Origin of the sequence: Maribacter confluentis (genome assembly GCF_030505015.1) — a bacterium.
GTDB classification, from domain to species: Bacteria; Bacteroidota; Bacteroidia; order Flavobacteriales; family Flavobacteriaceae; genus Maribacter; species Maribacter sedimenticola.
In genome coordinates, this window is the sequence record NZ_JAUKUC010000001.1 from 20,765 (window position 1) to 47,133 (window position 26,369).

Below are 26,369 nucleotides of genomic sequence, written 5' to 3' on the forward strand. Positions count from 1 at the left end.
AACGCATGAAAAATCAAAAGGATATTTTATCAAAATTGAATATCAATGCGTTAAACCCTATGCAAGAATTGGCATTAGAAACCATTTCTTCGTCGGACAACACCATATTACTTTCACCCACGGGTACTGGTAAAACCTTGGCGTTTCTATTACCGGTCCTAGACCTTTTAGACCCAAACAATCCTGAAGTGCAAGTTCTTATTTTAGTGCCATCTCGAGAGCTGGCTATTCAAATAGAGCAAGTGCTGCGTGATATGGGTACCGGTTTTAAGGTAAATGCCATTTATGGAGGTAGGGCAATGTCCAAGGACAAGATTGAACTAAAACATACACCTGCCATTTTAATTGGCACACCTGGTAGAATCTTAGATCATTTTATGGCAGATCGTTTCACCAAAGACCATATTAAAACGCTTGTACTTGATGAGTTTGATAAATCGCTCGAAGTTGGTTTTGAAGAGCAAATGACCGAAATTCTGCTGGAGTTGCCAAACCTTAAAAAGCGCATTCTTACCTCTGCGACCGAGGGCGTTAAAATCCCAAAATTTGTGGGTATGGAAAACCCAAAAAGAATTAATTTTCTAAAAAAGGAAATTCCATCACAGTTAACCATAAGTACTGTTGTTTCCAAAGAGAAAGACAAACTGAACACTTTGGTTCAGTTACTTGAATTTATTGGTGAAGAACCCGGCATTATTTTCTGTAATTACAAGGATAGTATTGAGAGTGTAAGCTCATTTTTAAGCGAACAAAGTATTTTGCACGAATGCTTTTCCGGTGGTATGGAACAACGAGATCGCGAACGTGCGCTTATTAAATTTAGAAATGGCAGTAGCAGAATTTTGGTGGCAACTGATCTTGCTGCTAGGGGCATTGACATTACCGAATTAAAATTCATCATACATTATGAATTACCACATCGTATAGAAGAGTTTACCCACCGTAATGGTAGAACTGCGCGTGTAAATGAATTGGGAACAGCCTATGTTTTAAAATGGGATAAGGAAATATTACCCGAGTTTATTGAAGCATCGACCCCAATTAAAATCAATACCTCAAAAAAATTAGGCGACCCGTTTTGGGAAACCTTATTTATATCTGGTGGAAGAAAAGATAAAATATCCAAGGGTGATATTGCGGGACTTTTCTTTAAGCAAGGCGACTTAAATAGAGACCAATTGGGAGATATAGAACTAAAGCAAGATTGCGCTTTTGTTGCTGTACCCAAAAGTCTATCAAAAGAACTTGCGAATAAATTGAACAACACCCGATTAAAAAAGAAGAAAGTACGCATTACCGTACTTTAAACATTGTTAGTATTTTTGCCCCTATTAAGGTAGTACCATGAAGGAAGAACAGCAGTTTAAAGAAACAGAAATCGACTTAAACGAGATTGAAAGTTGTATTGATATTTTAAATCGTTTAGTAAACGACACCAACCAGATTTTTGAAATTCCCGAAGATAGACGTATTGCCTTAATTAAAGCTGCCGGCCAATTATCTCGCCCTAGCAAACAAGAATTTGCTAAACGGGTAAAGGACGCCAAAAGAAATGAAAAAAGAAAGCAGGCTGTTCGTGACAAACATGCCCGTAAAGAAACCGGAATTCGTAGTGCGCGTGAAGCCCATGTCTTTGTTGCGCCAAAATTACTACCTGCAGCCGAATTGGCCAGTAAAGATTTGCCGGAGCTTACCACTCCTCGCAATTGTTATGTGTGTAAGGCCGAGTTTACAAAACTTCACCATTTTTATGATACCATGTGTACAGATTGTGGCGATTTCAACTATGCCAAAAGATTTCAGACTGCGAATGTTAAAGGTCAGGTAGCGGTGATTACCGGTTCACGTTTAAAAATTGGTTATCATATTACCTTAATGTTACTTCGTGGAGGCGCAACGGTCATTGCTACCACGCGTTTTCCTGTAGATTCTGCATTACGTTTTTCTAAGGAGGAAGATTTTATGGAGTGGGGGCACCGACTTAAAATTCATGGTCTAGACTTGCGCCATATACCCAGTGTAGAAATCTTCTGCAATTTTGTAGAACAGCAATATGACAAACTGGATATCTTGATCAATAATGCTGCGCAAACAGTGCGTAGACCAGCAGGATTCTACCATCACTTAATGGAGAACGAAGAGCGCGAATTCTCATCGTTACCAAAATTTGCCCAAATGGTTTTAAGCGACCATGAAAGCTGTTTGGAAGAGCTTAAAACATTCAGCTCAAAAGCATCACCAAACCAAAACATGCCGGTTACATGGCACGGACCAGAACCCGGTATTGGCTTGAGAGCTTCTGCTCAACTATCACAAATACCGTATAGTTTTGACAATGCATTGGTTGCCCAAGAGGTTTTCCCAACTGGCGAATTAGATGCCGATCTTCAACAAGTAGATTTACGTAAAACCAACAGTTGGCGACTAAAATTAGGGGAGATTGAAACTACCGAAATGATCGAGGTTCAATTGGTCAACTCCGTTGCACCTTTTGTACTGTGCAACCGTTTGGCAGAAATGATGAAAAAAGAAAACACCGGTCAAAAACATATTATCAACGTTACTGCCATGGAAGGTAAATTCCACCGTTTCTTTAAGGAGTCGCGCCATCCGCATACCAATATGGCGAAAGCCGCACTGAATATGTTAACGCATACCGCAGCTGGCGAACTTGCAAAGGATGGTATTTTTATGAACGCTGTGGATACCGGCTGGGTTACCGATGAGGACCCTGCGGAATTAGCGAAAAAGAAACAAGAAGTACATGATTTTCAGCCCCCTTTGGATATTGTTGATGGTGCAGCCAGGGTTTTGGATCCATTATTCGATGGTATAAATACCGGTAAACATTGGTGCGGCAAATTTTTGAAGGATTATTTCCCGATTGATTGGTAATTTCACAAACTTTAATAGCTTTTATTGCTTCATTCTGAATTGATTAAAAACTTTTAATAAAAAGTTAAAAATCATACTCTTCTAATTTACTAGTCTGAATCTTATTTCGTTTTTTTGCGGCATGATTAGGCTAACTATCAACCCTTTACTATTTTTTGTTGTATGCTGTTGTATCGGTATTACAAATTCGCTGAATGCCCAAGAGGTCAAAAATTACAACGGTCCGTTACAGATTGGCAAATACAACGGTAAGGCAAACTACACGTATAAAATTGTTGATAACGACACGGTTTTGGATGGCGACTTTTTAGTGGTGCGTTCCAATCTTCAAGAATTGTTACAAAAGCAGGATTACTCTTTTCAATTTAAAGGTAGCTTTGTGGAGGGTACGGCCAATGGCCCTTGGAAATTTCAATTCGGGGAATTTAATTCCGAAAGTCAGTCAGAAATTATAGATTATCAATATAGGGTTTTGGTAAGTGGTATTCAAAAATCTGCTTCGGGAAAAATAAATATGGGTAAACCTAATGGCAAATGGACCATTTTGGAGGAGCAAATAGAAAATTCTGAAATAGTCAATACCCTTTTTAAAAGTGTCATTTCTTTTGATAATGGCGTTCCACAACAAAACTTTAGTATCAATAATGAGGATTATACCTTAATTGGTAGATTCTTACGGGATGGCCTGGCCCATGATGAGTGGTCCCTGTTTCCCGTAAATGGTATAGATCAATCTGAAAGTTGGTTTTTTAGGGACGGTTTGTTAATGTCTATTCGGGTAGATGATGACAACGATCATAAAACTATACAGGCATACAATGATTATAATGGCAAAACCCAGGCTATTAACTTAAATGAAAGTTATATCAAAGCATTGGAAATACAACTTTCACAAGAAAATATAGAAATTTTACAACATAAATCCTTACCTCGATTATTGACCCAAAATGCCAATAGATACCAAGAAATAGATGCTATTTTATCCTCTTTGGGGAAATCTGAATTTCTACCGGAATTTAAAGTGAAGGTGCCCTATTATCCTTTGAATACCATAGAAAGAAACAGTGTAGATAGTATTGTATCCTTTTATCAAAAAGCGAAAATATTAAGTGAGACTATTTTGCACAATTCCCAATTAAACCTTCTTAAACTTTCTGATAGCACTACGGCCTATCAATATAACAGTGTATTGGCATTAAAGAACCAATTTTTAAAACCCATAAAAAATGTGGTAGATTTTGATTCATTGGGCATTGTAGAATTTGCGGCCCGTGAACAATTGCAGAAACATTTATTTCCTAACGGTTTTCCTTCTAAAAACCTTACTATAGAAATAGCAATTGATAGTACAACGGGTTACAAAGCTTATGAAATACCTACATCCGCTTTTATTGATGTAAGCAAAAGTACCATAGAGAATTTAGTAGCTATTTCAAAAGCGGGTTTAGATGGTGTAATGGCCATTGCAGATGAGGTCAAGGAAACTTTGGCACAGGAAAAACGGCAGAATGAACTGGTTTATCTTGAAGAGCAAATCATCATGGAAAATGACTCCCTCATTAAATTTTCGGACTCCTTACTGGTAACGGATATGCCAGTACTTTATAAAAAACCGGTACAACATATTAAATCTTTTGCAAACCGTACTTTAAATGATTACTCCAAGGTTAAATCGGCTCAAAATAGATTGGTCCAGGCGCGTAAGACCGTAACTTGTTTGGCAGGTCTTAACCAATTGGTCCGTACCGTTGAGAAAATGCCGAAATATAAAGACACCTTAAAGGATACATATACAGACCGTATTTGGAACCCGTTCATGGCCACACTTATGGATGAGGACATTAAAAGACGTATTACCACCGCATACAATAAAATTTTGGAACCTTATTTTTTGAACGAGACTTCTGCATTAGATTGTGATAAAGTTTCTACGTTGAATGACCAAATCAATTCTACTTATCTTCAAATTTTAGAATTAAGGGATCAAGAGACCAAAAAGTTGGAACGAAAGCTTAAAAAGGAAAAGGATCCTTTAGCTATACTACAAATGTTGAACGTACAAAACACTGTTAAACAATAGTCTATGAGCACGTTTCGTACATTTCAGCATAATTTAACCGTATTGGTCTGTATACTATTCTTGTTTCGTGTACTTGCCCAAGAGAGTGAAAAAGTTGAGCTACCTCCATATTCAGAGTACAAGGACCTAAAGACCAAGACGTGGTTTAATTCCTATGGAAATATAAGAATAGGAAAACGTCTTTTTTGGGATGCCCAAACACATTTAAGATTAGAGGAAACCAAGGAAACACCTTTTGTTGGACAAGTGGCCCAAATATATAATAGGCACGCAATAGGATATATTCACTCCAAATATTTCAATGTTCGTTTAGGGGGCGTACTCCGCTTAAACTTCAATACGGACGAAAGTTCAGAAGACCGCAACCTGGTACCGGAATGGCGTATTTGGCATCAGTACCAATTTGCACAATCCCTTTCCAGTATGATGATCTACCACCGTATACGTATAGAACACAGGTGGACACAAGGTTTTGCCGAGGATAGTGAGTATATTTTCAGAAATCGTTGGCGGTATATGTTTAGAATGAAAATTCCATTGAACAGTCACAAGCTAAAACCAAAAACATTGTATGTTGCTCCGGAAGCGGAGCTGATCATGCAAAGTGGAAAAGCCGTAGTGGCAAGCCCCATGGAAGACTTACGTTTAACATCCACTTTAGGCTATATTTTGACCCCTAGGTTAACTGTAGCGGCCGGTGCAATGTATTCCCAAGGTCAAGACCTAACCAATGGCGGATATTTTAAACATAGCTGGGCCATGCGCTTTCATGTATATTACTCCCCAGATTTTAGAAAGGTTAAAAATAAACTGCCGGAAATTCACTTGACGGATTAAAGCTAGTCAACTATCATGAAGAAAAAGCAATTACTACCTTACGTATTGTTGGCCATTGTGTCTGCTTTTGCCCTATATTTTGGTATAAAATCCAATGCACTACAGAATGAAGTAGGGGAAAGCAAGAAAGCCAAAAAAGAATTAGATGAATTGGTGACCGGTAATAGGGAACTTTTATCCATAGATTCGGTATTAATGAAAGGTGAATATGATAAGGCGATAGAATCGTATCATACCACCTTGGAAAACCATAAGGAACTGAATACGGTTATACCTCTGCGTATTGCTTTAGCGGAGAAATTAATGCAGACGGATTCCCGAAATAATTTTGACAATAGAACGGACCAAAATAGACCAGATTCAGTATCCAGTACATCCATTTCACCTAAAGAACTAAGAAGTATAGACTCGTTGAATTTTGCGCTTGAGAAAGCTAGGGTTCAACTGAATAACATGCGAAACCAACTCAATAAAAAATCATTTGGGGAATACTTGAGTTTCAAAAGCAAAAAAGGCACCGCATTGCACTATGTTGGGCAAGTGAAAAACAATATGGCCAATGGCGCCGGTATTGCCGTTTTGGAAACCGGAAGCCGTTATGAGGGTCAGTGGAAAGATAATGAACGTAACGGTCAAGGTACTTTTTATTGGTCAGACGGAGAATATTACGTGGGTAGTTACAAAGACGATATGCGGAATGGCGAGGGGTCCTATTTTTGGCCAAATGGCGATAAATATGTGGGTCAATGGAAAGATGATAAAAGAAGTGGCAGGGGCACATTTTACACTAAGGACGGTAGCATTCTAAGCGGTATTTGGGAAAAGGACAAACTGAAGGAAGCGGATAAAAAAAACAAGAAATAAATACTGTATTCCTTTTATAAAATTCAATTAATGCCAATTAGGCAAAACTACACACAGACTTTTCTTAAAATTGAAAGGGTACAATAGGAAAATCATAAAAATTTGACTTGATATATGAATTGGATATAGGTTTAAGTAACTTTAGGTTTTAACCAACCTATTATCTAGTTTAAAATGAAAACGCTCTTTCACCGCTTTACCTATTTCTTTCTTTTTGGTATTTCCACAGTTCTTGTAGCACAGGACTTCTCCGCTTTTGAATATCGTACCATTGGCCCATTAAGGGGTGGGCGGGTAACGACGGTAACGGGCACGCCCAATGAGCCCGGAACTTTTTATTTGGGTGCATCAGGTGCAGGAGTTTGGAAAACCGAGGATTATGGAACTACCTGGAATAACGTTTCCGATGGGTTTTTTAAAACACCATCCATAGGTGCCATTGAAGTTGCGCTAAACGACCCCAATATAGTATATGTTGGCACCGGGTCAGACGGATTGAGAAGTAATATTATTGGCGGTAAAGGTGTCTATAAATCTATAGATGGCGGAAAAACGTGGAACCATATAGGACTTGAGCATGCCGGACAGATAGGTGCCGTAGAAATAGACCCCACCAATAGTAATATTGTATGGGTAGCGGCTATAGGCAATGCATTTAAGGCCAATGAGGAACGCGGTATCTATAAAACTACGGATGGTGGTGTTACTTGGCAGAAAATGTTTCATATTTCCAACACAACCGGTTTTGCAGATTTGGAACTGCTACCGGGAAATCCAAATATCGTGTACGCTGCCGCTTGGAAAGCTCAACGAACACCATGGACCATTATCTCAGGTGGTGAGCAAAACGAAGGTGGCATCTACAAATCCGTAAACGGAGGAAAGGATTGGACTAAACTGGAAAAAGGGCTGCCAAAAGGATTGATCGGTAAAATTGATCTAGCGGTCTCTGCAGTTGATTCAAGCATTCTTTATGCGGTAATTGAGGCGCCCGGTGATGAAGGCGGTGTATATAAGTCAATAGATCAAGGCAATAGTTTTGTACAGACTTCGGATAACAAAGGTTTGGTGAACAGACCGTTCTATTATACCAATATTGAACTTGACCCTACCAATCCTGATATTGTGTATTCCAACGCCAATCCACTTTTAAAATCTACAGATGGCGGCAAATCATGGACGATGATGGCGGTACCACATGGTGACAACCATGATATATGGTTGAATCCTAACAATCCAGATTTATTGATTCAATGTAATGATGGCGGTGCCAATGTGTCCCATAACGGAGGCAAGACATGGTCTTCTCAATTTAATCAACCTACTGCAGAAATCTATCAAGTTGCCGTTGATGATCAATACCCGTATTGGGTCTATGGCGCGCAACAAGATAATACAACCATTGCCATTCCTAGTTCCGCTCCAAGTGCCACGGGTCCTCAAGGAACACAGATAATGATCAATGTGGGAGGATGTGAAACGGGTCCGTCCATACCTAAACCTGGCAATCATAATTTAGTATATAACAACTGTAAAGGCCGTTTTAGTGTTTATAATAAAATAACAGGGGTAGATAGGGAATATTCTATTGGCGCATCCAATATTTACGGACACAATCCAAAAGACCTAAAATATAGATTTCAACGTGTGGCACCAGTTCATGTTTCTCCACACGACCCAGATGTAGTATATATGGGTTCTCAGTTTCTACATAAAACAAGGAACGACGGTGTTATTTGGGAAACAATCTCTCCAGACCTTACGGCATTTGAAGAAGATAAGCAGGTTATATCCGGTAGCCCGATCACTAGGGATATCACAGGTGAAGAATACTACAGCACCTTATATGCTATTAGGGAATCTAAAATCAAAAAAGGATTGATTTGGACAGGCTCCAATGATGGAGTAGTTTCCGTAACCCAAGATGGGGGATTGACTTGGTCCAATGTAACTCCCAAAAAAATGCCGAAAGGGGTAGGGTCGAGTCTATTGAACCTTCCCAATTTGACCCGGCAACGGCCTATTTGGCCTTGGACAGGCATTTATTGGGCGATACAACCCCTTACTTTTATAAGACCGAGGATTTCGGTAAATCATGGGAACTGTTGAGCACGACAACCAATGGAATACCAATGGACCATATCGCCAAAGTATTGAGGGAAGACCCTGTGACTAAAGGGCTATTATATGCCGGCACGGAATATGGGATGTTTGTTTCCTTGAACGATGGAAAGGAATGGAAAAACTTTCAACAAAATTTACCTATAACACCAATTACGGATATTATTCTTCATAGGGGCGATTTGGTATTAAGTACCATGGGCAGAGGATTTTGGATTTTGGACAATATAACTTCATTAAGAAATTCTGCCATAAGCAATTTAAACGATACCCCAGTATTATTTGCACCTGACAATACTATACGATATAGGGTTCCAAGAAGATCAAGGGACTTTCCCAATTATCCGGATACCAGCGTATTAATAGATTATTACCTTCCAAAGGAATTTACCAATGAAGTAAAATTGGAAGTGCTGAATGCGGATAGGCAAATTGTAGCTAGTATTGTAAGCGATTCTACCAAAACAAAGACTACAAAAGAAGAAGTTGAAAATATGGCACTAAGTATGACTTTCAGCTATTTTGACAATAAACTGGAAACCAAAAAAGGCATCAATAGATTTCACTGGAATATGCGGCAAAAAGGTGCTTGGGACAAAAGAGAGTCCAGACGCTATAAAAACGGACCTATGGTGCCACCAGGAGATTATATAGTTAGATTAACCGTTGGAACCGAGGAATATGAACAACCTTTTAAAATTATGGTCGATCCGCGTATGGCCAAAGAGGGTATAGACAGTACAATCATTACTGAACATTTAAGTTTTGAAAATAAAGTACTTCAGTTATTGACCAATGTTAGAAAATTTCAATCCAATTTAGAATCCGAAATTAAAAAAAGTAAAGGCGATAAAAAGGAAAACTTGGAAAAAATCCTTAAGGAAATAAAAAACGATGAAGGTGCTTACCCTCAACAAATGTTGGCGGCTCAAACGGCCTACTTATCCTATATTGTGGGAGATGCGGACAAAATTATAGGTAAGGATATGAAGGAGCGATACTTGGAACTAGTTGCGGCGCTGGAAAAATTGGAGAAAGAGGCCAATTTATAATTTTAAGGGAAAGATTTATAAAAAGGTATGTTCAAAAGACATACCTTTTTTTGTTACTTTTAGGTTTAGAGCTTTAAACCAACCCTAATGAATTTGAAAAGTACGCTTAGGCAATCATTGACCTTACTAACACTTCTGACGCTTATATCCGCTTGTAACACCAAGAAAAAAGATAATAAGGGCACAAACGAATCTATTGCGGTTTTAGAAGACACAATTTCCCAATGGGTCTCACTTTTCAATGGAACTGATTTAACCGGGTGGACCATTAAAATTCCAGGACACGCTTTAGGAGAAAATTTTGGAAATACCATGCGTGTGGAGGACAGTATTCTTAAAATACGGTATGATGCATACGGCCCAGAGTTCAACGATCGTTTTGGAACGGTATATTATGACAAGTATTACAGTAATTATAGGTTAAAGGTAAGGTATAGATTCGTAGGTGAAACCGCTCCTGGCGCACCTACTTGGGGGTATCGTGATAGTGGGATTCAATTTCATGGTCAACCACCCGCAACCCAAAAAATGGACCAGGCATTTCCCGTTTGCCTAGAATATAATTTTCATGGAGGCAATGGTATAGAGGATAGACCATTGGGCGCTGCTTGTACAAATGGTATGTTCATAGAATATAAGGGAACGCAAAATACCACTACTTGTATTCCTGCAGAGATACCGAAGACTTTTCATGGTGATCAATGGGTCACGGCAGAGATAGAAGTGAACAATGGTGAAATTAAACACTTTGTCAATGGTGAAGAAATTTTAAGATATGCCAATCCAACCTATAATACGGAGAATGAAATGGCCAAATCATTGATAGACGGTGATAATACTCAAGTAAAAGGTGGCTATATCTCTTTACAGTCGAACAGCCACCCTATAGATTTTAAAACTATTGAAATTATGGAATACTAATGTTATCCTAGCTTATAGCATTACTTTTTCCCCTGTCTTGGTCGCTTGGAAAATAGCATCTATAATTTTCATATCCTTAACGCCTTCTTCGCCATCAACAGGTACTATAGGTTGAACCCCATCAAATATTAATGCAGCCATACCATCCATCTGTAAGGTTTGATGGGTAAAATGTGGCTGGGTCAACGGACCTTCATGAGTTCTTCCTTCTATGGGGCCATACCCCGTAGAGGGTTGCATCTCAACAAACCCTTTGGACCCTGTCATAAAAAAACGGTCTAGATTATTCATATTGTACGTACTTAAACAGTTGGCTACCGCACCGCTTGGAAAACCCATTTGAAATTGTATGGTCTCATCTATTCCTTCCTTGAATTTTACCGGATCCGTTTTAGTTTCCTGTGCAGTTACCCAAACAGGTTCCTCGCCCAACATATATCTAGCACCGTTAATGGAATATATACCTATATCCATCATGGCGCCACCACCGGAAAGTTCCTTATTTAATCGCCATTGGTTGGGATCACCTATCGTAAACCCAGATTGACCTTGAAAAAATTTGAGGTCACCAAATTGACCTTCTTTCCTCATTTTTATTACAGCCACTGTCTTGGGTTCAAAATGCATTCTATAGCCGATCAGCAATTTTACATTGGCCGCCTTACAGGCATCTACCATAGCTTGCCCTTCTTGGGCATTTATTCCCATTGGTTTTTCACAAATAACATGCTTACCTGCTTTGGCTACTCGTATTGTTTGGTCTTTGTGTAATCCGTTGGGGGTAATGACATATACTGCATCTATATCCTTGTTTTCCTTAATAGCTTCAAAATTATCATAGTTATAGCAGTTTTTAGAAGGAATACCGTAAGTAGATTGCCATTTTTTAATCTTGGAAGGTGTACCGCTAATTACCCCTACCAATTTAGCCCTTTTACAAGCCTGCATGGCTTCGGCAACACGTGTACCATAACTACCCAGTCCCATGATTGCAACATTCAGTACCGGTCCTTCATAAGGAACGGTTGAGGAGGCAAAGAGATTTAAAGGCGAATACAATAATGGCACGGCGACCGAGGTGGCCGATATTTTTTCCAAAAATTTTCTTCTAGTTGTCATTGTATATGGTTTTATTGTTAAGTAAAGTGATTTTAAATATAGGGATTCTACGTTAGCAAAATACACACAACCTGTAACTTATAACAATTTAAGGCCAACCTGTAGGAACTGATTAGGGTAAAAAAACTTGCAATGCCATTACATACCTAAATCAGTAAATTGTATGTTGTCCCCAAAAGAATATATATGAGCAGGGGATTTGTTAAAGAAGATGATCAAGAGGAAATACCAATGGTTCCTCCAAGGGCAGATTTACCTAAGGGGGCCATTAATTATGTTACTCCACATGGGTTCGTTCTATTACAGACCGAAAAAAAGACACTAATTCAGGAATTTGAACAATTACCTAGCGGCAATGATCAGGAACGTCGGATTACAAGCAATTTTATCAATGCCAAACTACAGCTTTTAAATGCCCGTATCGCAAGTGCCAAAGTAATCAATTTTAAAGACCAACATTTAGATAGTGTGCGTTTTGGAGCGCAGGTTACCGTTATGGTCAATGGAAATAAAATACTAGAGACCTATCAAATAGTTGGGGTGGATGAAGCCAATATAGCGGCAAGGAAAATTTCATATGTTTCCCCAATAGCGAGAATTTTAATTGGAAAAAAAATAGGGGATAGTGCCATTTTACAAATGGGCAAGGAACAGCGAATATTTAAAATAATGGCTATTGACTATTAGACGATTGACTAAAAAATTTGATTTTCAAATAGGATATAATAATTCTGTATTAGTTCAATAAATCGGGTTTCATTAGTTTTTATAATTACTTAAAATTGAAGTTATCTGTATAAATTTTTATATGAGCCAGTTTTAAAGTTTAAACAGCAAAAGTTCATCTGATTTTACCCCTAGTTTTAAGCTCCTTAAAACAAACAATCGTACACTATGAAAAATAAAGAATCAGCGTCCAAAAAAATCAAGGACCTAGAGCATTATCAAAAAGATATGAAAAACAAACCTTTGACCACCAACCAAGGATTAAAGGTTAACGATACAAATAATAGTTTAAAATCCGGGGAACGTGGTTCTACATTGTTAGAGGATTTCCTTTTACGGGAAAAAATTACAAGTTTTGATCACGAACGTATTCCAGAACGTATTGTACACGCCAGAGGTAGTGCGGCACACGGTTATTTTGAATTATATGAAAGTATTGAAGAGTATAGTAAAGCCGGCATATTTACGGATACCGCAAGAAAAACGCCAGTGTTTGTACGTTTCTCTACCGTAGCGGGCTCAAAAGGTTCACCTGACCTAGCTAGGGATGTCCGTGGTTTTGCAGTAAAATTTTATACCGAAGAAGGAACATGGGATCTTGTGGGAAATAACATGCCTATATTCTTTATACAGGATGCTATGAAATTTCCAGATTTGATTCATTCCGTTAAACCGGAACCGAACAAGGAAATTCCACAAGCTGCATCTGCACATGATACATTCTATGATTTCGTTTCTCTCACTACGGAAACCTTGCATAACCATATTTGGGTTATGAGTGATCGGGCCATTCCTAGAAGTTTACGTATGATGGAAGGTTTTGGAATACATACCTTTAGATTGATCAATGCGAAGGGAGAGGCACACTTTGTAAAATTTCATTGGAAACCAACACTTGGCGTACACTCCGTAACATGGGAAGAAGCAGTAAAGATTAATGGTGCCGATCCGGATTTCCACAGAAGGGATTTGTGGGATGCCATTGAGGCCGGACAATATCCTGAATGGGAACTTGGTATACAGGTAGTAGCGGAAAAAGATGAACATAAGTTTGATTTTGACCTGTTGGATCCAACTAAACTTATTCCTGAAGAAATGGTTCCTGTTAAAATAATTGGTAAAATGACCTTGAACAGAAACCCGGATAATTTCTTTGCGGAAACGGAACAAGTTGCTTTCTTGCCTGGTCACATTGTTCCAGGTATTGATTTTACGAACGATCCTTTGTTACAAGGTAGATTATTTTCTTACCGAGATACCCAGTTGTCCAGATTGGGAAGCCCTAATTTTCATCAAATTCCAATCAACAGGCCTATTGTAGAAACGCATAACAATCAAAGGGATGCTCATATGCAAATGTCCATTCCTAAAGGAGAAACTGCATATTTTCCAAATAGCTTAAGCGGTGGTTGCCCACACCTTTCCAAAATGGCGGAAGGTGGTTTCCATTCATATGAGGAACGTATAGATGCAAAAAAGATACGGACAAGAAGCGAGAGCTTTAACGATCATTTTTCGCAACCGGCATTATTCTATAGAAGTTTGGCAGATTGGGAACAAGAGCACGTGGCAGCGGCCTATACTTTTGAGTTGGGCAAATGTAACCATGAACACATTAAGGAGCGCATGTTATGGTTGATCGCCCAGATAGATGATGATCTTGCCAATAAAGTAGCGGAAGGTTTGGGTATGGAAATACCAAAGGATATTGAACGACCCATTAATCAGGCTATAGGTGCCGATGCTGATGCGGACAAACATCAACCTGGTGAAAAGAAAAATTACCTGGACAAATCAAAGGCATTAAGTATGGCCAATACAAAATTCAATAGTATTGCTACCAGACAGATAGCTGTACTTGCAGCAGATGGATTCAACATGAAAAAATTCAAATCCATGACAGAAATATTGGAGAAAGAAGGCGCTATGGTTAAAATTGTTGCGCCTCACGGAGGAAGTATTACTTGTGATGAAGGTATGAAACATAAAGTTGATGCGGCTATAGCAACGACGGAAAGTGTTTTATTTGATGCAGTCTATATTCCTGGAGGAGAAAAATCTGTGGAAGCTATTTTGGATAATGGAAAGTTTATAAAATTTATAAATGAAAGTTTCAAATATTGTAAGGCAATAGCCGTAGATGATGAAGGTGAAATGGCTTTGGACAAATCATTTATTAAAGCATATAAGGATGATAACGCCATACATATCAATGATGAGCCCTCTAAATTTGTAGACAGTATTTCCAAGCACAGAAATTGGGAAAGACGCAAATTGGCCGATAAAATTCCCGTGTAATTAAATGGTTATATATGGGATAAATCCACTGGAGCCTATGGTTTCGGTGGATTTTTCATTTTTAAAACATATTAAATGGCCTTGCGAAGTTTCAATTTCTTGGGTATGGTAAAATAGATAGTTGATCCTTGGTCAATTACACTTTTTACCCATATTCGTCCACCGTTCATTTCTACCATTTCCTTACATAAAAACAATCCTAGTCCTGTTCCTTTTTCATTATTGGTGCCATAAGTAGATTCATAATTGTTCTTGTTAAATAAATTCTCCTGTTTTTCCGAGGACATACCAACACCATTGTCCGCCACGGAAAGTACCAATTCGGATTCATTTTCCGTAGCATCAATAGTAATCTTACCATTTTTATGCGTGAATTTTATTGCATTGCCAATAAGGTTTCTTAGTACAATATCCACATGTGCATCATCACTATAACTAACCAAATTCTTTTCCGCATTACTTTTAACTTGAATAGATTTCTTATCCGCTAAAGGTTTTAATAAACGCATATTATTTTCTATCAAATCATTGATGTTGATATTTTTAGGTTCATGTTTGGTACCGTTAATCTGTGTTTTACCCCAAATCAATAGATTATCCAACATATCTGCAATAGAACTTAAATCCTGTAAGGCTACAGGCAAAAATTTGTCCGTTTCTTCCTTGGTCATTTGACCACGCACATAAAATTGCATAAGGCCATGAAAGGAATGAATTGGGCCTCTAAGATCATGCGCTATCAGTGAAAATAACTTATCCTTGGTATTATTACTTTCCTTTAACTGTAATTCCCTATTGACTAGTATTTGTTGCTTTTTCTGTAGAATACCATTAAAACGTCCTTGAATTTTAAAGTTTCTATAAATTAAAACCAACATGATAATCAATAGTAATAGACCTGCCAAGGCAATATAGGTCAACGCTTGCTGCCCTGCCAGTTCCCTGTTTTTTTCATCCAGAATCTGTTTTTTTTGCGCCTCGTATTTTTGATAGCTACGGAGCATTGCCAAGCCTTTCTTAAAATTTTCGGTATCTGCTTTTTCCGCAAGTGCTAAATACTCATCCTGGTAATCCAACGCCACCTCAAACTCACCTTTTATCCTATTAATATCAGCTAGAGTTTTTGCGGATTTCATTAAAATTTCTGGGTAGTGGGTGGTGCTTGCCGCCTTATTGGCCTTAAGTGCATAATGTTCTGCGGAATCTATTTGACCTAGGCCTATATATGCTTCTGCCAGACCATTATAGGTGTTAATGGTACCCGTAAAATAATCAAGGTCCTCGCAAAGTAAATTACTTTCCATATACCATTCCAAAGCATCTTCAAATTGCTTTTTTTCCAAGGCTATAATTCCCTTAACCTCATAGCAAAAGGAAAGCCAATCCATGTTATCCTCTTCAATGAATATAGGAATAGCCCTTTTTAATACATCTTCTGCATTTTCAAACTTGTGTAAATATGCATAGGCAAAGCCCATATTACTTAAGGTCTTTGCCATAGTAAATGCACTCTTGCTTTTTTCACTTAAAAGAAGTGAGTTTTCATGAAAGATCAACGCGGTCTCATAGTCTTTTAGACCGGAATACATAATGGCAATATTATCATATAAAATGGGCAACATAAGGTTATCCTTATTTTTTTCACCAATCTCAATGCCTTCCAAGTAATATTTTAAAGCCTCATCTACATCACCATTTATAGAAAGGGTAGTGCCGTAATTGTTGATAACAATTAATTTTAATTTCTCATAAGAGTAGTTATCGGCTATTTCTATAGCTTTATCATAATACTTTTTATAATTATCCTTATCCATTAATTGGGAATAGTAGTCACCTAAACGTAGATAAGCATAACCTTCTCCTTTTTTATATTTGGTAAGTTTACTTAAAGCAAGCCCCTGGTTTGCCAAAATATACGTACTGTCTTTATTCTTGTAGGTATATTCCTTGGCAAGATCAAACAGTAAATCTATGTAAAGGGGGGTTTCAGGATTAAATTCTGGTTGCGCTTTTAATTCCTCTATCTGTTTAAGAAGCTTTTTTTCCGATTGTGAATACGATGTAGGTATCAACATCAATGATAGTACTACTAACAGTATACATTTTTTATTATTAGTAGGGGACAAAATAAACTTCATCACTATGAGGGAATTAAGCAATAAATATATAATGTAAATACAATACTTCCTTATTAATGTTGTGTAACGCCAAATTATGTATGTATTTTCTTACTATTAACTAACGTGCAAATCAATTTTCTCTATGAATCCATTTTTTATTTTTTACAGTTCTTTTTAAAAATCGGTTAACATAAACAGAAATTGTTTAACTAATTATTAATACACAAGTCATGGTTTTCAGCAAACTAACATCTGTAATTATACGTAAATAGTATAATAACAATATCTAAAAACACGGAATTATGACACTAAGAAATTTAAAAACTTTGGTATGTTCAGGCATCGTACTTTTTGCATTAAATTCATGTAAGGATCAAGCCAAAATAGATGCCGATAAAAAGGCAATGGAGGATCAAATAGCAATGGAGGAAGCCAAAATTAAGGTAGAAGCGGAAAAGGCAAAAGTCGAGGCCAAAAAAAACGAAATGAAGGCTAAAAGTATTGCTGCACTTGCTCATAAAAATAATGAACTTTCCACGTTATTATCCGCTGTAAAAGCAGCTGATTTGGAAGCAATGTTATCTGAACCTGGTAATTATACCGTATTTGCACCATCTAATAATGCTTTTGAAAAATTACCTAATAATAGGTCTATTGCAGAATTGGGCAAAGAAGAGAATAAAGAATTATTGACCAACATATTACAGTATCATGTAATAAATGACATAATTTCTACAGATAAATTGGTGAATAATATTAAGGAAGCCAATGGTAAATATTTAATGTCGACAGTTGCCGGATCAGAAATTACCGCTGGTTTAAAGAATGACAAAATTGTTTTAAAGGATGAGAAAGGAAATAAAAGTGAAATTGTCTTAGGAAATGTAAAAGCTTCTAACGGAATTATACACATAATCAATGATGTGCTACTGACAAAATAATCCTTGATGGGTATATTATAAAGAGGGCCTTAAGTGCCCTCTTTTTTATTGCATATTTATGAATTTTCATAAATGGTGTTTTAAATTAAATAAACCTAAACGGTATGTTGAAGTCAAAATAAAACAGGATTTAAGGGAGAATCAATAATTCTACCGATTTTAGTGCCAGGACACCATGTTTCCCAATCATTCTGTTGTCCGTCATTAGTGGGTTGTTTTAATTTCATATACTTATCCATATAGATTATGGTCATGACCTTTCTCATGTTCCGGGTAGTATTTGCACCGGCACGATGAAAAACCCATCCAGAATGAAAACTTATTTCCCCAACATCAAAAGGCGATATAACATGTTTAAAATCGGTTACTTTTAATCTATTCTGTATAATCTGTTCACTCTCATCACTTATAGATAATTCCCTACCATCCATAATTTTATGACTACCTGCGCTAAACTCCAATGGTCCCATTGATAATGGTGTTTTTTGTAGGGGTATCCAAGCAGTTATGGTTTTATCAGAGGCCAAGGGCCAATAGTATTGATCGGCATGCCACGGGGTAATACCCCCGCCAGCTTCCTTGAACAAGGCTTGGTCATGGTACAAACGTACACCTTCAACTTGCATTAAGGCACTGGCAATTTGTGCTAGTCTCTTTGAAAATACCAAAGTCTTTATCAATTCATCTTCTTGCCATAAATTAAAAAGCTGCATAAACGCCTTGCCATAGGTGTCCCTTTGTTCCATTGGCTGCTTTTCTTTGGATAACTCCATTACTTTCTTGGTAATGATCCCATTAAATAATGAAATGGTTTCGGGATCAAAAACATGTTTCAATTTAATATAGCGATTGGAATCATAAAATTGTATTTGTTCATGAGTGAGTACGTATTCCTGATCTAAAAGTGCCATTGTTTTCATGTCATAAATTTTATGTTCATAAAAGTATATAGATGACAGCGGTACATATTTTACAATTTTAACCATTAGTGTGCATATTTTATCCCATATGATGTAATTTGTAAACATAAATAGTTAATTATAACTTATAATGAAACCCATCATTGAAAGAATAGACCTTAAAAAATCCCAAACATCTTTTCGGTATTTTAAATTAAAAGAACAACAATTTAAACCCTTTTGGCATTATCATCCAGAGCTGGAACTTACTTTAATTACCAAGGGTAGCGGTACACGGTTTGTTGGTAACAGTATACTTAACTATACTGAAAATGACTTGGTCCTTTTGGGTAGTAACCTACCTCACAATTATATATCCCACTTAAATAACCCATCAATGACCCAAGAAGCGATCGTTATTCAATTTCCAGCCCATTTATTTGATAGTTTTATAGAATGTGAGGCTTTTAAAACACTGTATAGTTCTGCCACTAGGGGTATACAGTTTTTACATCCCGGCCCACAACTGTTAGAACAATTATGCTCGTTTGATGATTTATCAAAAACAGGGCAATTGGCCGCTTTAATTGAAATAATTCAGCAATTGCTTCTTCACGAAGACACGGTTTATCTCTCCTCATCCTCATACCTTCCGCAAATAGTAACCGATAAATCAAAAAGTAAAATAAAAGTCATTACGTCTTACATTCTTGAAAATCTTACCAGTAAACTTACCGTAAACCTAATGGCGGAAAAAGCCCATATGATAGCTCCGTCTTTTTGTAGATGGTTCAAAAAAAGTACAGGGCATTCGTTTGTGACATTTTTAAATTTATCCAGAATAGAATTAGCCTGTATGCATTTATCCACCACGGATAAACCTATACAGGCTATTGCTTTTGATTGTGGCTTTGAAAGCTTATCCCATTTTAACCGAACATTTAAAAAATTGAAAGGAGTAAGCCCAAGGGAATTTAGAAATTCAATGCTATCGCATTAAACCGTTACCTCATTTTCACTCTTCAAACTTTCATCTACTTCTAGTACAGGCACCGAATCCTTAAGTTCAGTAAATTTTTGAATACGCTCCAAATCATCTTCTTCACCTGAAAAATAAGGAAAAACATCCATGATGGGCGATTCAGTAATGGCAGGAATGGTATAATCTCCCATAGTATCCTTCATTACACTAACCGTATTGTCATAAGCTTCCTTAACATCATTTGCCTGAACCAATAAATATTGATTGGTTTTACGTTCCTTGCCACTCTCCTCATCAAAGGCGATCAAGGAAATCTTGGACTTAAACCATCTATCCGAATTTTCAAACGGATGGATTTCTGCGTAATTGGCAACCTTAATGTTCGTAATTTTTATTTCTTCGCTATCACTTAAATAGGCGGACATTTCTTGGGTTATTCTACTTTCTGCTTCAGTATAGGAAATGGCATCTACCAAGAACGGTTCTGTTTTAACCTTTAGCATACCACTTGCCTCATCCAATTTTCTATATTTTACTTTACACTCATACCAAATTGCACTCATATCATGTTTTTTTAGGGGTGGCAAATATAGCAGTTAGCCTTAGTTCCCATCATAAAAAAAACCATTAGATATTCACAATTTCACGAGGTATGCCATAATGTATTTACTAAGAGACATTTAGATTTCTACAGCTAAAAAAAGGGAATGAGGTAATGATATTTAGAACACCTCTTTCTTTATAGTATTGGGTATTTTAATGTTAAAAATTGAATTACAACGTGTTAACAATCAATTCTCTATAAAAAACACTTACTTTTATAAGGCTTACAAAACATAATCCTCCGGTTTTTACGAGCAGTAACCTTGTAAAAAATACCAACATGCCAATATACATGGATAGACACGATGTGTCTCAAGGAGTAACCGCAGAGGATGTAGCAGATCTGCATAATCAAGATTTAATTGTTCAGCATAAATATTGCTGTAAAGGTCTGAGCTATTGGTTCGACGAAGACCGTTCTACGGCATTTTGTTTAGTAGAAGCTCCAAATATGGATGCGATAATAGAAATGCATACCAATTCTCATGGTGATGTGCCCAACACTATAATTGAAGTAGATACTAGTATTGTAGAATCTTTTTTAGGACGGATTGAGGACCCAACCAAATCTCAAAAAAAAGAACTTAATATTGTCAATAATCCAGGATTTAGAATTTTGGCCGCACTTAAATTTATGGATGGTCAATACTTAACCTCTCCGAGTAAAGAAGTTCTGGAAAAAATAAAAAACATCATTGAAAATTATGCGGGCCGACTGATAGACAGTCATAAAGAATATTTGCTGATATCCTTTACATCTACAACCAACGCACTGCATGGTATTTTAGAATTGAAAGAATATTATGTTTCGACTAAAAAAAGTAAAGAGCAAATTCGTATTGGTATTGGAGCGGGAGTTCCAATTACCAAAAACCATGGTTTTTTTGAAGAAACGATTAAGACAGCAAAACGTTTAACGGATATACAGCATTCGCATATCATTATAACTACAGAAGTTAAAGAGTTATATGAGAGTGAAAATCAGAACAAAAGATTAAATCCTGATATATTTAAAATACTCCTTTTTCAAGAAGAAGAGTTTTTAAACGATGTTATGAATTATTTAGATAGCGAATGGCAAAATCCCAATTTAGGTGTAGACGATTTTTGTTCGCATTTGGGGTTAAGCACTTCTCAATTATATCGAAAAACTAAAAGTCTACTACAGACATCAACCAATTATTTAATTCAAAGACATCGGTTGAACAAGGCCATTAAACTTTTGATTAAAAAAGATATGAACATTTCTGAAATAGCATTTGAAACAGGTTTCAATAGTGCAGCATATTTTACAAAATGCTTTCAAAAAGAATATAACATCCTGCCTTCCAATTATTTGAAAAGTGTATAAAAGCATAATTTGACTTTTATATCAATGAACGAAAAGTTATAGTATTTGGTTGAAATGTAGAATTTGCAATGAATAACCATGGCTAGATTTGAATTGTAAAACCAAAACAATCAATGTCATGAAAAAAATTATCATCCTTATTTACGGTATTCTAGCTTATTTCATTTTCCTAATTGCTTTTCTGTATGCCATAGGTTTCGTCAATAATTTATGGGTGCCAAAAAGTATAGATTCCGGTGTTGAAATAGATACACTAAATGCTTTACTTATAAACGTTGGCTTGCTTAGTGTTTTCGCCTTACAACATAGCGTTATGGCAAGACCGGCATTTAAAAAATGGTGGTTTAACATTATAGGCAAAGCAGCAGAGCGTAGTACTTATATCCTCTTATCCAGTCTGGCGTTACTATTAATTTATTGGCAATGGCAGCCAATGACTACGGTGCTATGGTCTGTAGATAATGCAGTTTTAGCTTCTATTATTCAAGGAGTATTTTTTATGGGTTGGTTAATCGTTTTATTATCAACGTTTATGATAAGCCATTTTGAACTGTTCGGTCTCACTCAAATCGTAGATAACCTTAAAAACAAGGTTACCAAAGAACCTTCATTTAAGGTCAACTATTTCTACGGGCTGGTACGTCATCCTATTATGCTCGGTTTTATAATCGCTTTTTGGGCTACACCAACTATGACGATAGGTCATTTATTATTCGCAGTAGTAACCACCAGCTATATTCTAATTGCAGTTAAATTTCTAGAGGAGAAAGACCTAAAAAAAGCATTAGGTACAACTTATACCGATTATCAAAAAAAGGTTCCCATGATTATCCCTTTTACCAAATTATCGAATAATAATACCATAGACCCACAGGGTTTGAAAAGTGGAATTTAATAATTTAAAATATAAAATCATGAATCTAGAAACACAATCATGCTCGGAAAGTTTAGTTGAAAGCTTACGAAAGCTAATAAATTGTGCCTTAATAACACCGACCGACCAAGACTATAATACGTCTCGTAAAGTATATAATGCTATGATAGACAAACATCCTGGAGTAATAGTTATGTGCACGAATTCTACTGAAGTACAAACCGCTTTAAACTTTGCAAGAAATAATAACTTACTCGTTGCAATTAGAGGAGGTGGACACAATGGTGGCGGATTAGGATTATGTGATGACGGAATGGTCATTGATTTATCAGGTCTAAAATCAATTACCGTCAATACAGAAAATAAGACCGTAAAGGTAGGTGGTGGATGTATTTGGAACGAGGTAGATAATGCCACGCATGAGCACGGTTTGGCAATACCTTCCGGCATGGTTTCAAGTACCGGAGTTGGAGGACTTACACTAGGTGGTGGTGTTGGATATCTTTCTAGAAAATACGGGTTAACCATTGATAACCTCTTGGAAGCTGAAATGGTTTTGGCAGATGGTTCCTTAGTTACCACCAACAAAGATGAACATCCTAATTTGTTTTGGGCTATTCGCGGAGGTGGCGGTAATTTTGGAATTGTAACTAATTTTACTTTTCAGGCACATCAACAGAAAATGGTATATGGAGGACTAACCTTGTGGCCCATAGAACAAACAGAGGAGATTATGGGGTGGTTCGATGGTTTTATTAGAAAGGCGCCAGATGATATAAACGGCTTTATCGCCACTATGATAATTCCCGAATCGCCATTTCCTGAACATCTACATAATAAGAAATTTTGCGCCATTGTTTGGTGTTATACAGGTGAAATGGATAAAATGGAAGAGACTTTTGCTCCGATTTTAGAAAAGAATCCCTTATTTGCTCATATGGGAGAAATGCCTTATCCGGCTATGCAATCTATGTTCGACGGTTTGTTTCAAACAGGAATGCAATGGTATTGGAGGGCCGATTTTTTTAAATCTTTGACTCCTGAAATTACCGCTCAGCATTTAAAATTTGGTTCTGAAATTCCGACGCCTCTATCACAAATGCATTTGTATCCAATAACCGGTGCCGCAAGTAGGGTAGGAGCAACCGAGACTCCTTGGGCATACCGTGATGCTGATTATTGCGGTGTATACGTTGGTGTTGATCCCAACCCAAAGAATGCTGATAAAATTACGGATTGGTGTAAAGGATATTATGATGCCTTGCATCCATATTCAGCAGGTGGTGCCTATTCCAATTTTATGATGGATGAAGGGCAGGAACGGGTACAAGCGAGTTATAAACACAACTATAATCGTTTGGCAGCTATAAAACATCAATATGATCCCACTAACTTTTTTAGGGTAAACCAGAATATTGTTCCAAAATCATAATCAAGGAATAATTAAATCGAATTTGATACAGTTTGTTTTGTTTTAAGTAATGAATTCAATTGATGGATATATAGAGTTGATGATAATATTAGTGGATTTAGGATGAAGGTTACAACTTAACACAATACGTGTCCCTTTTAAAGAAATATGAAATATAATTATGGATCAATTAGCAATGGAGCAGAACAATTTGTATCAAAAATATTAGGGTTTGATTACCATATAAAACCAAAAAAAAAAAGCCTGCAAACAGCTTGCAGGCTTTTATATTCAATATGAAATGCTATTATTTCAAAGCTTCAAAAAGCTTCTTGGCAACCAATTCAGATGAAGCAGGATTCTGACCCGTAATCAAATTTCCGTCTTGTACGGCATATGCCGCCCAATCTTCTTTCTTGGAATAAATTCCGCCGCTTTCTTTTAACATATCCTCTACCAAAAACGGAACCACGTTCGTTAACTGGACCGCTTCTTCCTCAGAATTGGTGAAACCGGTTACTTTTTTGCCTTTTACCAATTTATTGCCATCCGCACCGGAAACTCTTTTTAAGGCTGCTGGGGCATGACATACAAATGCTATTGGTTTTCCCTGCTCATTAAATGTTTCTATCAATTTTACCGATGTAGCATCATTGGCTAAATCCCATAATGGTCCATGACCTCCTGGATAAAACACAGCATCAAAATCTGCTGCATCTACCTCTGCCAATAATTTGGTATAGTTCACCAAATCTTGGGCTACCTTATCTGTCTTAAAGCGAATGGTATCCTTGGTTTGTGCGTCCTCCGTATCACTACTTGGATCAATTGGCGCTTTACCGCCCATTGGGGTTGCCACGGTAATTTCCGCACCTTTATCCAATAAACTATAATAGGGCGCAGCAAATTCCTCAATCCAAAACCCTGTTTTCTTTCCTGTGTCTCCCAATGAATCATGGGAAGTCAATACAAATAATATTTTCATTTTCTTTATTCTTTGGTTCATTAATATATGGTCCAATTATTATACCTTTACTATCATCTTTCCTTTATTCTTACCGTCCATCATATCCAAAAAGGCCTGTGGCGTATTTTCAAAACCTTCTACAATGGTTTCCCTATATATTAATTTGTCCTCGCCTAGCCATGTAGCTAACTGTTTGATGGCCACCGGAAATTTATCTGCATAGTTAGAAACAATAAATCCCTGCATTAAAGCACTGTTCTTTACCAAAAAAGGCTGTACGGCAACGGCCATTGGCAATTCTGTCTTATTATAGACCGATATGGCACCACAGATAATAATTCGTGCAAATTGGTTGATACTGAACAGTACCGCATCTGATATGGGTCCGCCAACATTGTCAAAGTATACATCCACTCCATTGGGGGCTGCCTCTTTAATGGCCGCTTTCATATCCTTGGTGGTTTTATAATTGATGCCATGATCAAATCCAAAATCAGATTTGAGCATGTCAATTTTTTCATCCGTACCTGCAATTCCAATTACAGTAAGTCCAAGAATTTTTCCTATTTGGCCAACAACACTGCCTACTGCACCAGCAGCTCCAGATACAACCATGGTTTCGCCCTGCTTGGGCTTACCTATTTCATGAAGGCCTAAATAGGCGGTTAAACCCGTCATACCCACAATGCCTAGATATGCACTTAAAGGCGCTTTACTTTTATCTATTTTTTGTAGACCCTCGCCATTTGACACTTGTTTTTCCTTCCATTGCAATAATCCATAAACAAAATCTCCTACCTTAAAATTTTCATTTTTAGACTCCAGAACCTTTGCAACGATACCTGAGCTTATTGGTTCACCTACTTTAAAAGGAGGTACATAAGATTTAGCGTCGCTCATACGGCCACGTAGATATGGGTCTACCGAAATATATTTTGAAACAAGGAGCATTTCCCCATTTTTCAATATGAAGTTATCATCTAATTCTTCAAGCGAAAAATCATCTAGGGTAGGGGTACCTACCGGTCGTTGTTTTAAATTAATCGAAGTATTCATACACTATTACTTTTCAATTTCATTAATAACTTTATCCCATTACCATCTCCTACAAACCTAGAAGAAAGACTATTAGGACATTAGGTTATCCGGGACTTAAAATTCTTAACTATTTTACCTTACAAAGGTATCAAAAAAAAGAATGAACGTTCATTTTTAACATTGCTTAACAGAAATGTTGAACTATTTTAAAGATAATTGTTCTACTGTTGATCTCCTAAAACCAATAGCGATTGCGTTAACAAACAATAG

At 37.0% G+C, this 26,369-nt stretch carries 21 protein-coding genes; 15 read left to right on the forward strand and 6 right to left on the reverse strand.

From position 1 onward, the window contains the following. Positions 1-5: 5 nt before the first annotated feature. The 8 genes from Q2T41_RS00135 to Q2T41_RS00170 all read left to right on the forward strand — a co-directional run bounded on the left by Q2T41_RS00135 (position 6) and on the right by Q2T41_RS00170 (position 10,770). Positions 6-1,307, forward strand: coding sequence for a DEAD/DEAH box helicase (locus Q2T41_RS00135; protein WP_304434070.1), 1,302 nt, complete (start codon positions 6-8; stop codon positions 1,305-1,307). 37 nt (positions 1,308-1,344) lie between these two features. Further along, entirely contained in the window at positions 1,345-2,895 is a 1,551-nt protein-coding gene (locus Q2T41_RS00140; protein ID WP_304434072.1) for an SDR family NAD(P)-dependent oxidoreductase, read from the forward strand. Positions 2,896-3,016: 121 nt separating this feature from the next. After that, positions 3,017-4,975 carry a hypothetical protein gene (locus Q2T41_RS00145; protein ID WP_304434074.1) on the forward strand — a complete coding sequence of 653 codons (1,959 nt, stop codon included), beginning with the start codon at positions 3,017-3,019 and terminating at the stop codon, positions 4,973-4,975. A 3-nt stretch (positions 4,976-4,978) separates the two neighbouring features. Next, positions 4,979-5,812: a DUF2490 domain-containing protein gene (locus Q2T41_RS00150; RefSeq protein ID WP_089260371.1), complete on the forward strand. Its 834-nt coding sequence runs from the start codon at positions 4,979-4,981 to the stop codon at positions 5,810-5,812. A gap of 15 nt (positions 5,813-5,827) precedes the next feature. Then, complete coding sequence (locus Q2T41_RS00155) at positions 5,828-6,676, forward strand: MORN repeat-containing protein (RefSeq protein WP_304434077.1); 849 nt, start codon at positions 5,828-5,830, stop codon at positions 6,674-6,676. Positions 6,677-6,850: 174 nt separating this feature from the next. Then, positions 6,851-8,785 (forward strand): WD40/YVTN/BNR-like repeat-containing protein, encoded by a 1,935-nt coding sequence (locus Q2T41_RS00160; RefSeq protein ID WP_304434079.1) that lies wholly within the window; start codon positions 6,851-6,853, stop codon positions 8,783-8,785. Further along, positions 8,722-9,849: a beta propeller repeat protein gene (locus Q2T41_RS00165; RefSeq protein ID WP_304434081.1), complete on the forward strand. Its 1,128-nt coding sequence runs from the start codon at positions 8,722-8,724 to the stop codon at positions 9,847-9,849. Before Q2T41_RS00160 ends, Q2T41_RS00165 begins: the two co-directional genes overlap by 64 nt. Positions 9,850-9,936: 87 nt before the next feature. Then, positions 9,937-10,770 (forward strand): 3-keto-disaccharide hydrolase, encoded by an 834-nt coding sequence (locus Q2T41_RS00170; protein ID WP_304434082.1) that lies wholly within the window; start codon positions 9,937-9,939, stop codon positions 10,768-10,770. Between the two features lie 12 nt (positions 10,771-10,782). On the opposite strand, the gene Q2T41_RS00175 is transcribed toward Q2T41_RS00170, so the two are convergent. Beyond that, on the reverse strand, positions 10,783-11,889 hold the full coding sequence (locus Q2T41_RS00175; protein WP_304434083.1) for a Gfo/Idh/MocA family protein: 1,107 nt from the start codon (positions 11,887-11,889) through the stop codon (positions 10,783-10,785). A gap of 186 nt (positions 11,890-12,075) precedes the next feature. On the opposite strand from Q2T41_RS00175, the gene Q2T41_RS00180 reads away from it, so the two are divergent. Together Q2T41_RS00180 and Q2T41_RS00185 are read left to right on the forward strand one after the other, a co-directional pair. Then, positions 12,076-12,576, forward strand: a complete 501-nt coding sequence (locus Q2T41_RS00180) for a GreA/GreB family elongation factor (RefSeq protein ID WP_304434085.1) — start codon at positions 12,076-12,078, stop codon at positions 12,574-12,576. Between the two features lie 207 nt (positions 12,577-12,783). Continuing rightward, a complete protein-coding gene (locus Q2T41_RS00185) occupies positions 12,784-14,913 on the forward strand; it encodes a catalase (protein WP_304434087.1) in 2,130 nt (709 codons plus the stop codon). Between the two features lie 71 nt (positions 14,914-14,984). Here Q2T41_RS00185 and Q2T41_RS00190 read toward each other — a convergent pair whose 3' ends face one another. Next, entirely contained in the window at positions 14,985-17,051 is a 2,067-nt protein-coding gene (locus tag Q2T41_RS00190; protein WP_304437387.1) for an ATP-binding protein, read from the reverse strand. Between the two features lie 284 nt (positions 17,052-17,335). Between Q2T41_RS00190 and Q2T41_RS00195 the strand changes: the two genes are divergently transcribed. Next, entirely contained in the window at positions 17,336-17,974 is a 639-nt protein-coding gene (locus tag Q2T41_RS00195) for a fasciclin domain-containing protein (RefSeq protein ID WP_304434088.1), read from the forward strand. A 113-nt stretch (positions 17,975-18,087) separates the two neighbouring features. Here Q2T41_RS00195 and Q2T41_RS00200 read toward each other — a convergent pair whose 3' ends face one another. After that, positions 18,088-18,894, reverse strand: a complete 807-nt coding sequence (locus Q2T41_RS00200) for a phytanoyl-CoA dioxygenase family protein (RefSeq protein ID WP_304434090.1) — start codon at positions 18,892-18,894, stop codon at positions 18,088-18,090. A 130-nt stretch (positions 18,895-19,024) separates the two neighbouring features. On the opposite strand from Q2T41_RS00200, the gene Q2T41_RS00205 reads away from it, so the two are divergent. Beyond that, complete coding sequence (locus Q2T41_RS00205; RefSeq protein WP_304434091.1) at positions 19,025-19,873, forward strand: AraC family transcriptional regulator; 849 nt, start codon at positions 19,025-19,027, stop codon at positions 19,871-19,873. On the opposite strand, the gene Q2T41_RS00210 is transcribed toward Q2T41_RS00205, so the two are convergent. After that, complete coding sequence (locus tag Q2T41_RS00210) at positions 19,870-20,418, reverse strand: DUF4494 domain-containing protein (protein ID WP_304434093.1); 549 nt, start codon at positions 20,416-20,418, stop codon at positions 19,870-19,872. The genes Q2T41_RS00205 and Q2T41_RS00210 overlap by 4 nt on opposite strands. A 320-nt stretch (positions 20,419-20,738) precedes the next feature. On the opposite strand from Q2T41_RS00210, the gene Q2T41_RS00215 reads away from it, so the two are divergent. From Q2T41_RS00215 to Q2T41_RS00225, 3 genes are all read left to right on the forward strand, one after another. Then, complete coding sequence (locus tag Q2T41_RS00215) at positions 20,739-21,809, forward strand: nickel-binding protein (protein ID WP_304434095.1); 1,071 nt, start codon at positions 20,739-20,741, stop codon at positions 21,807-21,809. 118 nt (positions 21,810-21,927) lie between these two features. Then, complete coding sequence (gene mddA / locus Q2T41_RS00220) at positions 21,928-22,704, forward strand: methanethiol S-methyltransferase (RefSeq protein WP_304434097.1); 777 nt, start codon at positions 21,928-21,930, stop codon at positions 22,702-22,704. A 19-nt stretch (positions 22,705-22,723) separates the two neighbouring features. Beyond that, complete coding sequence (locus tag Q2T41_RS00225) at positions 22,724-24,115, forward strand: FAD-binding oxidoreductase (RefSeq protein ID WP_304434099.1); 1,392 nt, start codon at positions 22,724-22,726, stop codon at positions 24,113-24,115. A 286-nt stretch (positions 24,116-24,401) separates the two neighbouring features. Here Q2T41_RS00225 and Q2T41_RS00230 read toward each other — a convergent pair whose 3' ends face one another. Next, the gene (locus Q2T41_RS00230) at positions 24,402-25,100 is read right to left on the reverse strand and encodes a type 1 glutamine amidotransferase domain-containing protein (protein WP_304434101.1); all 699 of its coding nucleotides are present in this window, start codon (positions 25,098-25,100) and stop codon (positions 24,402-24,404) included. Positions 25,101-25,118: 18 nt separating this feature from the next. Then, on the reverse strand, positions 25,119-26,117 hold the full coding sequence (locus Q2T41_RS00235) for an NADP-dependent oxidoreductase (protein ID WP_304434103.1): 999 nt from the start codon (positions 26,115-26,117) through the stop codon (positions 25,119-25,121). Positions 26,118-26,369: the final 252 nt, after the last annotated feature.